Source organism: Amycolatopsis sp. ATCC 39116 (assembly GCF_000231075.2).
In the GTDB taxonomy this organism is placed as follows: domain Bacteria; phylum Actinomycetota; class Actinomycetes; order Mycobacteriales; family Pseudonocardiaceae; genus Amycolatopsis_E; species Amycolatopsis_E tucumanensis.
Genome location: NZ_AFWY03000074.1, coordinates 18949 through 30828 on the forward strand (window position 1 = coordinate 18949; position 11880 = coordinate 30828).

General features: G+C 70.5%; 12 protein-coding genes. 5 read left to right on the forward strand and 7 right to left on the reverse strand.

The genetic code is table 11. The features are described 5' to 3' along the window. The first annotated feature begins 10 nt into the window (after window positions 1–10). Window positions 11–1048, forward strand: coding sequence for a hypothetical protein (locus AMY39116_RS0338980; protein ID WP_020423014.1), 1038 nt, complete (start codon window positions 11–13; stop codon window positions 1046–1048). Window positions 1049–1080: 32 nt separating this feature from the next. Continuing rightward, complete coding sequence (locus AMY39116_RS0338985; protein WP_020423015.1) at window positions 1081–2394, forward strand: MFS transporter; 1314 nt, start codon at window positions 1081–1083, stop codon at window positions 2392–2394. Between the two features lie 4 nt (window positions 2395–2398). On the opposite strand, the gene AMY39116_RS44935 is transcribed toward AMY39116_RS0338985, so the two are convergent. The 5 genes from AMY39116_RS44935 to AMY39116_RS0339010 form a co-directional block, all read right to left on the reverse strand. Beyond that, window positions 2399–2983, reverse strand: coding sequence for an SMI1/KNR4 family protein (locus AMY39116_RS44935; RefSeq protein WP_020423016.1), 585 nt, complete (start codon window positions 2981–2983; stop codon window positions 2399–2401). A gap of 56 nt (window positions 2984–3039) precedes the next feature. Then, complete coding sequence (locus AMY39116_RS0338995) at window positions 3040–5088, reverse strand: PhoX family phosphatase (RefSeq protein WP_020423017.1); 2049 nt, start codon at window positions 5086–5088, stop codon at window positions 3040–3042. 86 nt (window positions 5089–5174) lie between these two features. Then, window positions 5175–6392 carry an MFS transporter gene (locus tag AMY39116_RS0339000; protein ID WP_020423018.1) on the reverse strand — a complete coding sequence of 406 codons (1218 nt, stop codon included), beginning with the start codon at window positions 6390–6392 and terminating at the stop codon, window positions 5175–5177. After that, complete coding sequence (locus tag AMY39116_RS0339005; RefSeq protein WP_027936619.1) at window positions 6389–6838, reverse strand: MarR family winged helix-turn-helix transcriptional regulator; 450 nt, start codon at window positions 6836–6838, stop codon at window positions 6389–6391. The genes AMY39116_RS0339000 and AMY39116_RS0339005 overlap by 4 nt, the downstream gene beginning before the upstream one ends. A gap of 33 nt (window positions 6839–6871) precedes the next feature. Further along, entirely contained in the window at window positions 6872–8215 is a 1344-nt protein-coding gene (locus AMY39116_RS0339010) for a DHA2 family efflux MFS transporter permease subunit (RefSeq protein ID WP_020423020.1), read from the reverse strand. Window positions 8216–8273: 58 nt separating this feature from the next. On the opposite strand from AMY39116_RS0339010, the gene AMY39116_RS0339015 reads away from it, so the two are divergent. Further along, complete coding sequence (locus AMY39116_RS0339015; protein ID WP_027936620.1) at window positions 8274–8588, forward strand: helix-turn-helix transcriptional regulator; 315 nt, start codon at window positions 8274–8276, stop codon at window positions 8586–8588. Between the two features lie 14 nt (window positions 8589–8602). Beyond that, window positions 8603–9244: an HAD family phosphatase gene (locus AMY39116_RS0339020; RefSeq protein ID WP_020423022.1), complete on the forward strand. Its 642-nt coding sequence runs from the start codon at window positions 8603–8605 to the stop codon at window positions 9242–9244. Window positions 9245–9281: 37 nt separating this feature from the next. On the opposite strand, the gene AMY39116_RS0339025 is transcribed toward AMY39116_RS0339020, so the two are convergent. Further along, a complete protein-coding gene (locus AMY39116_RS0339025; protein ID WP_020423023.1) occupies window positions 9282–10373 on the reverse strand; it encodes an inositol-3-phosphate synthase in 1092 nt (363 codons plus the stop codon). A 49-nt stretch (window positions 10374–10422) separates the two neighbouring features. After that, on the reverse strand, window positions 10423–10986 hold the full coding sequence (locus AMY39116_RS0339030) for a PadR family transcriptional regulator (protein ID WP_017985876.1): 564 nt from the start codon (window positions 10984–10986) through the stop codon (window positions 10423–10425). A 233-nt stretch (window positions 10987–11219) separates the two neighbouring features. On the opposite strand from AMY39116_RS0339030, the gene AMY39116_RS0339035 reads away from it, so the two are divergent. Next, window positions 11220–11618 carry a DUF5318 family protein gene (locus tag AMY39116_RS0339035; protein WP_020423024.1) on the forward strand — a complete coding sequence of 133 codons (399 nt, stop codon included), beginning with the start codon at window positions 11220–11222 and terminating at the stop codon, window positions 11616–11618. Window positions 11619–11880: the final 262 nt, after the last annotated feature.

Consider the following 11880-nt stretch of genomic DNA (forward strand, 5'->3'; position numbering starts at 1 on the left):
CCTACGTTAGGTGGTTGATCCCGGACCGCTGGAGGAGATCCCGTTGTCGCAGTCCCTCCGCGCCCGGCGGGCGCGCCACGCCCGGGTCTCCGCCGCATTGGCGCAGCTCAGCGACCCGCGGCTGACCGCGTCGCTGGAGTCCGCCCGGCCGCTCGGCGCGGGCATCGGCGGCACCACCTGGCTCGCCGACGTCGGCGGGGTGCCGGTCTTCGTGAAGCGGGTGCCGGTCACCGAGGTCGAGCTGGCGCACCCGGGTTCGACCGCCGACCACTACGGGCTGCCGGTGTGGTCGCACTACGGGGTCGGCTCGGCAGGCGGTGGGGCCTGGCGCGAACTGGCCGCGCACGTGCTGACCAGCGACGACGTGCTCGCCGGCGGCAGCGAGAACTTCCTGCTGCTGCACCACTGGCGCGTCCTCGACGCCGGGCCGCGGCCGGTGCCGACCGCGGCCGAGCGGGCGGAGCTGGTCGCGTTCTGGCACGGCCACCCGGGCGTGCGGCGGCGGCTGGAGGCGCTCGCCGCGGCGCCGGCCGACCTGGTGCTGTTCCTCGAACACGTGCCGCACGACCTGCGCGGCTGGATGCACGAGGGCGCGTGCGGGATGGCCGAACGGGACCTGACCGGCATCACGCGGTCGCTGAGCCGGCTCGGGTTGTGGCACTTCGACGCGCACTTCGGCAACACCCTCACCGACGGCGAACGGCTCTACCTCACCGACTTCGGGCTGGCGGCCGCGTCCCGGTTCGACCTCACCGCCGCCGAGCGCCGGTTCCTCGCCGACCACGCGACCCACGACCGGAGCTACGTGCTCACCCACCTGGTGAACTGGATCGTGCGCGAACTCGGCGGCATCGCCGACGTCCCGCTGCGCAACACGGCCATCCGCACCGGCGACCTCCCCGCGCTGCCACCCGCGGCGGCGGACGTCGTGCGACGGCACGCGCCGGTCGCCGCGCTCGTCAACGACTTCTACTTCCGCCTGCACACCGAGAGCCGGATGACGCCGTACCCGCGCAACGAGATCGAACGTGTTCTGGGCAGATCTTGACGAACCACTCGAACGTGGCATGCAATGCGGGGATGTCGACGAGGACCATCGCCGAGGGTGACCGCGTGCTGGGCAAGGTCGCGCTGCGGATCATGCCCTTCCTTGCCCTGCTGTACTTCGTGAACTACCTGGACCGCGTCAACATCGGCTTCGCGGGGCCGAACGGGATGAACACCGAGCTCGGCCTGACCGCGACCGCGTTCGGGTTCGCCTCCGGGATCTTCTTCCTCGGCTACCTGACGCTCGAGGTGCCCAGCAACCTCGCGCTGCACCGGTTCGGCGCGCGCCGGTGGCTGGCCCGGATCATGATCACCTGGGGGATCGTCGCGACGGCGCTGGCGTTCGTGCCCAACCCCACGACGCTGGTGATCATGCGGTTCCTGCTCGGCGTCGCCGAGGCGGGCTTCTTCCCCGGCATCATCCTGTACCTGACGTACTGGTTCCCCGCGGCGCAGCGGGCCAAGGCCGTCGCGCTGTTCATGGCCGCCGTGCCGGTGTCGTCGGCGATCGGGGCGACCGTGTCCAGCCTGCTGATCGCGCACGGGCACGGCGTGTTCGGGCTGTCCGGGTGGCGGTTCATGTTCCTCGTCGAGGGCATCCCGGCGATCCTGCTCGCGTTCGCGACCTGGTTCTACCTGACCGACCGCCCGGAGCAGGCGAAGTGGCTCACCGAGGACGAGCGCCGCTGGCTGACGACCGAACTGGACAACGAGCGCAAGGCGACCGAGGCCGAGCACCACTGGCCGCTGCGCAAGGCGCTGACCCACCCGCGCATCCTCGGCCTGGCGTTCGTGTACTTCGCGATCGCCTACGGCCTGTACGCGCTGGGCTTCTTCCTGCCGACGATCATCGCCGGGTTCGGCCAGGAGTTCGGCACGAAGCTGTCCACCGTGCAGGCCGGGCTGGTCACCGCGATCCCGTACGTCATCGCCGCGGTGGTGATGGTCTTCTGGGCGCGGCACGGCGACCGCACGCGGGAGCGGAAGTGGCACGTCGCGCTGCCGATGATCGTCGGCGGCGTGGCGATCCCGGTGGCGCTCTACCTGGGCAACCCGTACGCGGCGATGGTCGCGGTGACGATCTGCGCCGTGGGGGTGTGCGCGGCGCTGCCGACGTTCTGGGCGCTGCCCTCGACGTTCCTCTCCGGCGCGGCGGCCGCGGGCGGCATCGCGCTGATCAACTCGCTGGGCAACATCTCCGGCTTCGCCGCGCCGTACGTGACGGGCTGGCTGCGGGATCTGACCGGGTCGCAGCGGACCGGCCTGTGGGTCGTCGGCGCCTGCATGGTCGCCGGGGCGTGCGTCGCGCTGGTGCTGGGCGCCCGGCCCAAACCGGACCGGGCGTGAGGGTTCAGCTCAGGTACGGGTACCGCACCTTCCAGTCGCCGGCGGGGTGCCACCGCATACCGGTCGTACCCCAGAGCAGATGCTCGGTGTACTTGTGGCGCCGCTCGGCGACGGCGAGCAGGAACTCGACGGTTCCGCCGGGAAAGGACTCCAAGCACGGGTCGAGGTTGCGCCACCAGATGACGACGGGCCAACGGTCCGGATCCTCGTCTTCGGTGAGCCAGAACAGGTGGTCACCACCGCCGGTCCCGCCCCATTCCAGCAGCCCGCCCGGCTCCGGGAAGATCGGGTAGGGGTAGTCCTCCGGGAAGTCCTCGCGCATGCTGCGGAACGCGTCGCCGGCGTTGTCCCTCGATTCGAGGTAGCCGGCGAAGCCTGGAGGCACCCCTGGTTCATACGGAAATTCGGTCGGGCAACTGACGTACAGTCCGCCGTTGATCGCGCCCCCGCCGTAGTGATCGACGAAGGCCCGGTAGTCGGACGGGAACTGGAAGCCGATCTCCTCGACGGCGCGATCCCAGGGCGGCGGCTCCGGCCGGGCGAGCGGCGGCGGCAGGAGGTCGATCAGCCGTTGCAACGTCTCGTTCACGCCGGTACGACGAAGCCCCGGGGAAGCGCGTTCCCCGGGGCTCCTTCAGCCTGCGGTCAGCGGCGCTTGCGCCACACCGAAACCACCGCCGGGCGAGGCAGGTTGTCGCCGCCGTCCGGCCAGTGCGACTGCGGGTTCTGCACGGTGCCGCCCTCACCGGGGTGCTGCACCGCGACCGTGACGAAGTCGCTCGTCACGTTGGGGCCGCAGGTCTCCGCGCCGATCGGCACCGTGAGGAACTGCTTGACCTGGCCGCGGTTCGGGCCGTCGACCGGCACCGCGAACAGGCCGTCGTTCATGCCCAGCGCGTTGCCGTCGGTGGAGATCCACAGGTTGCCGTACGGGTCGAACGCCACGTTGTCCGGGCAGGAGATCGGGCTGACCTGGTCCTTCGGGAAACCGCCGAAGTAGGTGTCGGCCGTGGCCGGGTCACCGCAGACCAGCAGCAGGCGCCAGGAGAACTTCGTCGAGGCCGCGTCGCCGCGGTCCTCCTCCCACTCCAGCACGTGGCCGTTCTTGTTGCCGATGCGCGGGTTCGCCTCGTCGACGCCGGCCTTACCCGCCGCGCCGCGGTCGCTGTTGTTGGTCAGCGCGGCGTAGATGCGGCCGTTGACCGGGTTCGGCTCGATGTCCTCGGGACGGTCCATCTTGGTCGCGCCCGCCTTGTCCGCGGCCTGGCGCGTGAAGACGTAGACCTCCTCGGCGGTGAACCCGTCCACGAAGGACTTGTCGCCGCTGGCCAGCGGGATCCACTCGCCGCGGCCGTCGAACTCGCCGTCGGAGGGGAGCTTGCCGGTGCCGTCGATCTGGCTCGCCGGGCTGTCGCCGGTGAACTTCGCGACGTACAGCGTGCCCTCGTCGAGCAGCGCCGAGTTGTGGCGGCGGGCGTGGGCGCTGGTGCCCGGCTTGTACTTGCCCTTCGACACGAACTTGTAGATGTACTCGAAGCGCTCGTCGTCACCGGAGTAGACGGCGACCCGGCCGTCCTTGGTGATCTTGACGTTGGCGGCCTCGTGCTTGAAGCGGCCCAGCGCGGTGTGCTTGATCGGCGTCGAGTTCGGGTCGTTGGGGTCGATCTCGACGACCCAGCCGAACCGGTTGACCTCGTTGGGCTCCTGCGGCACGTCCCAGCGCTTGTCGAAGCGCTCCCACTTGCGGGTCGAGGTGCCCTTGCCGATGCCGTAGCGGGTCAGCCGCGCCTGCTCGACCGGGTCGGTGATCTTGTCCGAGTTGGCGAAGTACTGGTGGAAGTTCTCCTCGCCGGACAGCACCGTGCCCCACGGCGTCACGCCGCCGGCGCAGTTGTTCTGGGTGCCGCGCACCTTGGTGCCGGTCGGGTCGGCGGAGGTCTTCAGGTACTTCGAGCCCGCGGCCGGGCCGCGCACCTCGAAGGTGGTGTCCAGCGTGATGCGGCGCCCGTAGCGGCTCGGCACGACCTCGAGGCCGCCGTCGCGCTGCTTCTCCACGAGCACGACGGACAGGCCGTGCGCCGCCCAGCCGATCTTGACCTGCTCCTCGGTCGGGTTCGCCGAGTCGTACTGGCCCGCCGGGAACATCTGCGTCTCGGTCGTGTACTCGTGGTTCACGACCATCAGGAAGCGCTTGCCCTGGCGGTCCTGCGGGATGAGCCCGACGAAGTCGTTGTTGTAGCCGAACTGCTTCGCCTGCGCGGCCGCGGTCTGCTTGGCGATGTCGAACTTCGGCGCGCCGGTGACGACCGGGTCGCCCCAGCGGATCACGACGTTCTGCTCCCAGCCGTCCGGGATGACGACCGCGTCGGCCTTGTTCGGCGCGACCGGGGTGAAGTCCGTGCCCGGCACGGGGCGGCCGGGACGCTTGCCGGCGAGCGCGGGCGGGACCGCGGCGGAGGCGGTGGCGCCGGCGTTCAGCGCGGCGAACCCGCCGGCCGCGGCGGCCATGACCGCGCCGGCCTTGAACACGCCGCGGCGCGACATGCCCTTGACGACGTCACCGAAGTACTCGTTCGAAGACTCGTTGGGCGCTTCGTGAGCGCACTGGTTGCCGCAGCGGTAGATGCACGTGGTGGCGGCCCGGCCGCTCGTGTGGGTAAGGAGGGGCAGCAGCCGCCCGGGGGTGAAGGACACCTGGTCTCCAGTCACTCAGTCAGGGGAAACGCTGGTGACGTTAAGCGACAGAGGCCAGGTGTCCTCAAACTACAGGTGAACGGCAGTCAAAGCTCTTCCCCGACGAGAGCTGCCTCACGCGGCACGCGGTGCGGATCCGCGCTGTTCGTCCGGACCGCGAGGAGACCCCCGGCCAGCACGCACAGGACCGCGGCGATGACGAACGGGGCGTGCTCCGACCCGAGCCATTCGGCGACGTGCCCGACGAGGGTGGCGGCCACGGCGCCGCCGAGCCAGCGGCAGAAGTTGTAGCCCGCGCTGGCCACCGGACGGGGCGCGCCGCTGATCGACATCGCGGTGCCGGTGAACAGCGTGTTCAGCAGGCCGGAGACCAGCCCGGACACGATCACGCCGACCACGATCACCGGCTTGCTCGGCACCACGAGCACCACCATCAGCACCGCGTAGCCGAGCACCGACACCACGGTCGCGTGCCGCTCGCCGAGCCGGGCGGCCAGTTTCGGCGCGAGCACCACCCCGGCGACCGCGACGCACAGGCCCCAGCCGCAGAAGATCAGCCCGACCGCGACGGCGCTCCAGTCCAGCACGAACGGCGTCCACGCCAGGACGGTGAAGAACGCCGCGGTGTAGAACGCCGAGCCGATCGAGGTGCGCAGCAGGCCGGCGTGCTTCAGCGCGCGCAGCGGGTCGAGCAGCCCGATCGGGGGCCGCTTCTCGTGCTTGTCGCTCGCCAGGAAGATCGAGCACAGCACCAGGGCGGCGGCCATCAGCACGGCGGTGCCGACGAACGGGCCGCGCCAGGAGATGCTGCCGAGCAGGGCGCCGAGCAGCGGCCCGACCGCGAGACCGACGCCGAGCGCGGCCTCGTAGAGCAGGATCGCGCCGGCCTGCCCGCCGGTCGCGGCGCCGACGATCACCGACAGCGCGGTGGCGATGAAGAACGCGTTGCCGAGGCCCCACACGGCGCGCAGGGCGACGAGCTGTTCGATCGACCCGGCCGCGGCGCACAGCGCGGTCGCGACCACGATCAGCGCCAGCCCGGTGAGGACCGTCCGCTTCGGACCGAACTTCGCGCTCGCCGCGCCGGTGACCAGCATCGCGATCACCTGGACGCCCAGGTAGGACGAGAACAGCAGCGTCACCTGGGACGGCGTGGCGTGCAGCCCCTCGGCGATGGACAGCAGGATCGGGTCCACCAGTCCGATCCCCATGAACGCGATGACCGCGGCGAACGCCGTGATCCACACCTGCTTGGGCTGGTTCTTCAGCGCGTCCAGCAGGCTCCCGTGACTGTGACTGCTCATGCGAGCAGCTCCTCCTTCTTGACCGGATCGATGAGCCTCCGCAAGGCCGGCAGCGCGGCGTCGATCGCGTCGCGGTCGGCCGGATCCAGGGCGGCAAGGCGCTCGCGCAGGAACTCCTCGCGGGCCGTGATCAGGTCGGTCACGTACCGCGTGCCCGACTCGGTGGCCTCGATGAGCACCGCGCGCCGGTCGTCCGGATCGGGGCGCCTGCGAACCAGGCCGAGCCGCTCCAGCCTGCGGACCAGATCCGTCATCGACGGCTGCCGCACGCCCTCCAGCTCGGCGAGGACGCTCATGCGTCGCGGGCCGCCGTGGACCAGCTCGCTGAGCACCGATCCCTGGGTCAGGGTGAGCTGGTGCTGCGGGGTCAGCCGCCGGACCACGTAGTAGAGGCGGAAGACCAGCGGGCGCAGCTCGTGCGCGAGCTCTGCTACTCCTGGATTCACTTAGCTATACTAAGCTTTTATTGCTTAGGTTGTCTAAGTTAATCGGCTCACAACCAGCACCGCGCCGCCGAGGGTGACGGCGCCGGCCACCACGAAGGCGCTGCCCAAACCCGCACCGGTCTGCACGACCGCGCCCAGCACCGCCACGCCGAGCACGGCCCCGATCTGCCTGGTCGTGCTGCTGATCCCGGACGCCAGCCCGCCCTCCCGCGGGCTCACCGCCTGGATCGCGGCCCCGGTCAACGGCGACATGGCCAGCGCGAACCCGATCCCGGTGAGCGCCAGCCGCCACCACACGTTGCCGTAGCCCGTGCTCGCGTCCACGAACCCCAGCACCAGCAGGCCCAGCCCGGCCAGCACCAGGCCGCTGGTGACCACGACCCGGAAGCCGTGCCGCGCCGCGAGCCTGCCCGCGAACGGGCTCACCACCACCATGCCGAGCGACGCGGGCAGCGTCCGCAACCCGGCAACCAGGACCGAACTGCCCTGGACGTGCACGAAGAACTGCGAGAAGAAGAACGACGAGCCCATCAACGCGAAACCCACCACGACCATCGCCGTGTTCGACACCGTGAACAGCCGCTCCCGGAACAGCCGCAACGGCAGCATCGGCGCCGTCCGGCGGGCCTCCACGGCGACGAACCCGGCGAGCACCACCACCGCGACCGCGAAGCTGCCCAGGATCAGTGGCGAAGTCCAGCCGCGTGATCCGCCCTCGATCAGGCCGTAGGTCAGCGCCCCGACGCCCACGACCGACAGGACCGTGCCCGGCACGTCGATCGACGGCGCCTCCGAGTTGCGGGACTCGCCCAGGACGCGCACGCCGGCCACCAGCAGGACCGCGCCGACGGGCACGTTCACCAGGAAGATGGCAGGCCAGGAGAAGGCCTCGACCAGGAGGCCGCCTGCCAGCGGCCCGGCGGCCAGGCCGATCCCGCTGAACCCGGCCCACAGCCCGATCGCCCGGACGCGCTCGGCCGGAACCGGGTGCGCGGCGCTGAGCAGGGCCAGCGACGCGGGACTGAGCGCCGCGGCCCCGATGCCCTGCAGCACCCGTCCGGCGATCAGCCAGCCGATCGACGGCGCGACGGCGCACACCACGGACGCCGCCGTGAACACCGCGACCCCGGCGAGGAACACGCGCTTGCGGCCGAACCGGTCGGCGAACACCCCGCCGGACAGCAACAGCATGGCGACCAGCAGCACGTAGGCGTCCACGATCCACTGCAGGCCGCTGAGCCCGACGTGCAGCCGCTCCTGCATGTCGGGCAGCGCCGCGCCGACGATGGTGCTGTCGAGCAGCACCATGAACTGGCCGAGGCAGGTCAGCGTGAGCAGCACCGGCCGGCTCACGGCGCGCGTTCCGATCTCCGTCATGGGACCGGACCATAGTTCGATAATCCCGAACTGTCGAACTGTTTGCTACGCTCGACCCATGCGATCGCTACCCCACCCCGCTCGCGAGTCGCTGGCACTCGCGCCGGTGCTGCACGCGCTCGGCGATCCGGTGCGGCTGGAACTGGTGCGGCGCGCCTCCGGCAACCCCGGGTCGACCTGCGCCGTGCTGGCCGACGGCCTGGACGTGCCGATGTCGACCCTGACCAACCACTGGCGGATCCTGCGGGAGGCCGGCGTGATCACCATGACCGTCGACGGCAGGCACCGGCGGATCCAGGTCCGCGGCGACGACCTGGGCGAACGCTTCCCCGGCCTGCTCGACCCGATCCTGCGCCTGGCGGCGGGCGAGTAGGTACGGTCACGGGCATGGACGCGGTGGTTTTCGACCTCGACGGCGTGCTCGTGGACTCCGAGCAGACTTGGGACGAGGTCCGCCGGGCGGTGGTCGCCGACCACGGCGGCAGCTGGACGGCCACGGCGACCAGGGCGATGCAGGGGATGAGCACCCCGGAATGGGCGCGCTACCTGGTCGAGCACCTGGGCGCGCGGCTCACGCCGGACCGGATCGCCAAGGTCGTGATCGACCAGATGGCCCAGCGCTACGCGGGCGGGCCGCCCGTGCTGCCCGGCGCCGCGGCAGCCGTTCGCGCGGTCGGCGAGCGGTACCCGGTGGCGATCGCCAGCTCGTCACCGCCGGTGCTGATCCAGGCGTTCCTCGAGGCCACCGGCCTGACCGGCCTCGTCGAGGTGGCGCTGTCCAGCGAGCAGGTCGCCGCGGGCAAGCCGGCGCCGGACGTCTACCTCGAAGCCGCCCGCAGGCTGGGCAAGGACCCCGCGCGGTGCGCCGCCGTCGAGGACACCACCAACGGGCTCAAGGCCGCGCTGGCCGCGGGCATGACCGTCTACGCGGTGCCGAACCCGCACTTCCCGCCGGATCCGGCCGTGCTGGCGCAGGCCCACCGCGTGCTGGACACCGTCGCGGACCTGCCCGCCGCGCTCCGGGACTGAAAAAAGGGGCCCGGTCCAGGACCGGGCCCCTCGGCACTCAGCGCTCGATGTCGCCGGTGATGAACTTCTCCACCGCGTCCCGCGCGGTCGAGTCGTCGTACTGCTCCGGCGGCGACTTCATGAAGTAGGACGACGCGGACAGCAGCGGGCCGCCGATGCCGCGGTCGAGGGCGATCTTCGCGGCGCGCACCGCGTCGATGATGATGCCCGCCGAGTTCGGCGAGTCCCACACCTCGAGCTTGTACTCCAGGTTCAGCGGCACGTCACCGAAGGCGCGGCCCTCCAGCCGGACGTAGGCCCACTTGCGGTCTTCCAGCCACTGCACGTAGTCCGACGGGCCGACGTGGACGTTGGCCTTGCCGAGGTCGCGGTCGATCTGCGAGGTGACGGCCTGGGTCTTGGAGACCTTCTTGGACTCCAGGCGCTCCAGTTCCTTCATGTTCTTGAAGTCCATGTTGCCGCCCACGTTCAGCTGCATGGTGCGGTCGAGCTGGACCCCGCGGTCCTCGAACAGCTTCGCCAGCACGCGGTGCGTGATGGTGGCGCCGACCTGGGACTTGATGTCGTCACCGACGATCGGGACACCCGCGTCGGTGAACCTCTGCGCCCACTCCGGGTTCGAGGCGATGAAGACCGGGATCGCGTTGACGAAGGCCACACCGGCGTCGATGGCGCACTGGGCGTAGAACTTCTGGGCCTGCTCGGACCCGACCGGCAGGTACGAGACCATCACGTCGACCTGGGCCTCGCGCAGCGCGGCGACGACGTCGACCGGCTCCTCGTCGGACTCCTCGATGGTCTCCTGGTAGAAGCGGCCGAGACCGTCCATCGTGGGGCCGCGCAGGACCGGCACACCGAGCGGCGGCACGTCGGTGATCTTGATCGTGTTGTTCTCGCTGGCGAGGATCGCGGACGACAGGTCCTGGCCGACCTTCTTGGCGTCGACGTCGAACGCGGCCACGAACTCCACGTCACCGACGTGGTACTGGCCGAACCGCACGTGCATCAGGCCGGGCACCCGCGAGGCCGGGTCGGCGTCGCGGTAGTAGTGCACCCCCTGCACCAGCGACGCCGCACAGTTTCCGACGCCAACGATGGCCACCCGTACGCGGCCGCTGTTGTCGCCCATGCCGGTTTCTCCTTCGTTCAGTGATGTCTTGCCGATTTCGGATGCGGTCTCAGCTCTGAAGCCCGCGGTTCTGCTCGTCCTGCTCGTGCGCGATCAGTTCGTTCAGCCAGCGCACCTCGCGCTCGCTGCTCTCCAGCCCCAGGCGGTGCAGCTCACGCGTGTACCGGTCGATCTTCTCCTCGGCCCGGGCGAGCGCCGCCCGGAGTCCTTCACGGCGTTCCTCGACCCGGCGGCGCCTGCCCTCCAGGATCCGCATCCTGACATCGGCCGGTGTCCGGGAGAAGAAGGCCAGGTGGACCCCGAACCCTTCGTCCTCCCAGGTCTGCGGCCCGGCGTCGACGAGCAGCTTCGCGAAGTGCTCCTTACCCTCCGCTGTGAGCTTGTACACCGTCCGAGCCCGCCGGCCCCAGCCCTTGACGGGCTCTCCGGCTCCCCCGACGTCACTGTCGGCCTCTTCGATGAACCCCGCCCGCTGCAACCGGCGCAAGGTCGGGTACAGCGAGCCGTACGAGAAGGTGCGGAACATGCCGAGCGTGTCGTGCAGCCGTTTGCGCAGCACGTAGCCGTGCATCGGTGCCTCGTGCAGCAGCCCCAGGATGGCGAACTCCAGCACGGTGCACCCCCTTTCGAGGACTTCCACGACACTCCGGCAACCTAACGCCGAATTATATCGGGCCGATACATCGAAGTGGTGTAGCCAACACCAACGATCACCCAATGCGCCCTGAACCACACCCGTGATGTTCACCAGAGCGTTATCGAAAGGTCGGCGTGTCGCACACGCGGTCCAGACCGTTAGTCCGCACAGCTCATGGCGGACACACGACGGCCACGTACTCTGTCACCGTGCAGAACCAGCGACAGGTGGTGGACTACGCCCTGCAGCGCCGAGCGCTGCTGGCCGGCGTCCGCTCCGGTCGTGTCGGCACGCGCGACGTCTGCGACGCCGACCCGTACCTGCTCAGAGCTGCCCGGTTCCACGGCGAACCGAGCGACGCCCCCTGCCCGCTGTGCGGGAAGGACGGCCTGACGAACGTGTCCTGGGTGTTCGGGGAACAGCTCAAGCACGTCTCCGGCTCGGCGAGGACACCGACGGAACTGGCCCGCCTGGCCAACCTGGTCGGGGAGTTCAACGTCCATGTGGTGGAGGTGTGCCGGACGTGCCGCTGGAACCACCTGGTGCGTTCGTACGTCTCGGGCAACGGAACCCCGCACGGCCCGTCCCGGAGGACGGCCGGGCAGTGAGGGGACGTAGCGCAGCGCTGGCACTCGATCACAGAACGGCGCCCGGTGTACCGCCGGTCTGGGAGGCTCACTCGTGAACGACCACCGCAATCGCTCCTGGCCTGGTCAGGAGCCTGATGAACCCCGTCGTGCCCAGTGGCCGCGCGAGGGCGGCGGCCCGGCCTGGCCGAGCGGTGACGAACCACCGCGGCGGCCCGTGCCTCCCCAGCGCCCGCAGGCCCGTGGCCCGCAGGGCCCGCAGTGGCCCGGCGAGGGCGGTGGC

Excerpts from the sequence above, each read along its gene's own strand:
- AMY39116_RS0338985 (WP_020423015.1), top strand. The coding sequence starts at position 1,081 with ATGTCGACGAGGACCATCGCCGAGGGTGACCGCGTGCTGGGCAAGGTC.
- AMY39116_RS0339000 (WP_020423018.1), bottom strand. The coding sequence starts at position 6,392 with ATGAGCAGTCACAGTCACGGGAGCCTGCTGGACGCGCTGAAGAACCAG.
- AMY39116_RS0339010 (WP_020423020.1), bottom strand. The coding sequence starts at position 8,215 with ATGACGGAGATCGGAACGCGCGCCGTGAGCCGGCCGGTGCTGCTCACG.
- AMY39116_RS0339015 (WP_027936620.1), top strand. The coding sequence starts at position 8,274 with ATGCGATCGCTACCCCACCCCGCTCGCGAGTCGCTGGCACTCGCGCCG.
- AMY39116_RS0339020 (WP_020423022.1), top strand. The coding sequence starts at position 8,603 with ATGGACGCGGTGGTTTTCGACCTCGACGGCGTGCTCGTGGACTCCGAG.
- AMY39116_RS0339025 (WP_020423023.1), bottom strand. The coding sequence starts at position 10,373 with ATGGGCGACAACAGCGGCCGCGTACGGGTGGCCATCGTTGGCGTCGGA.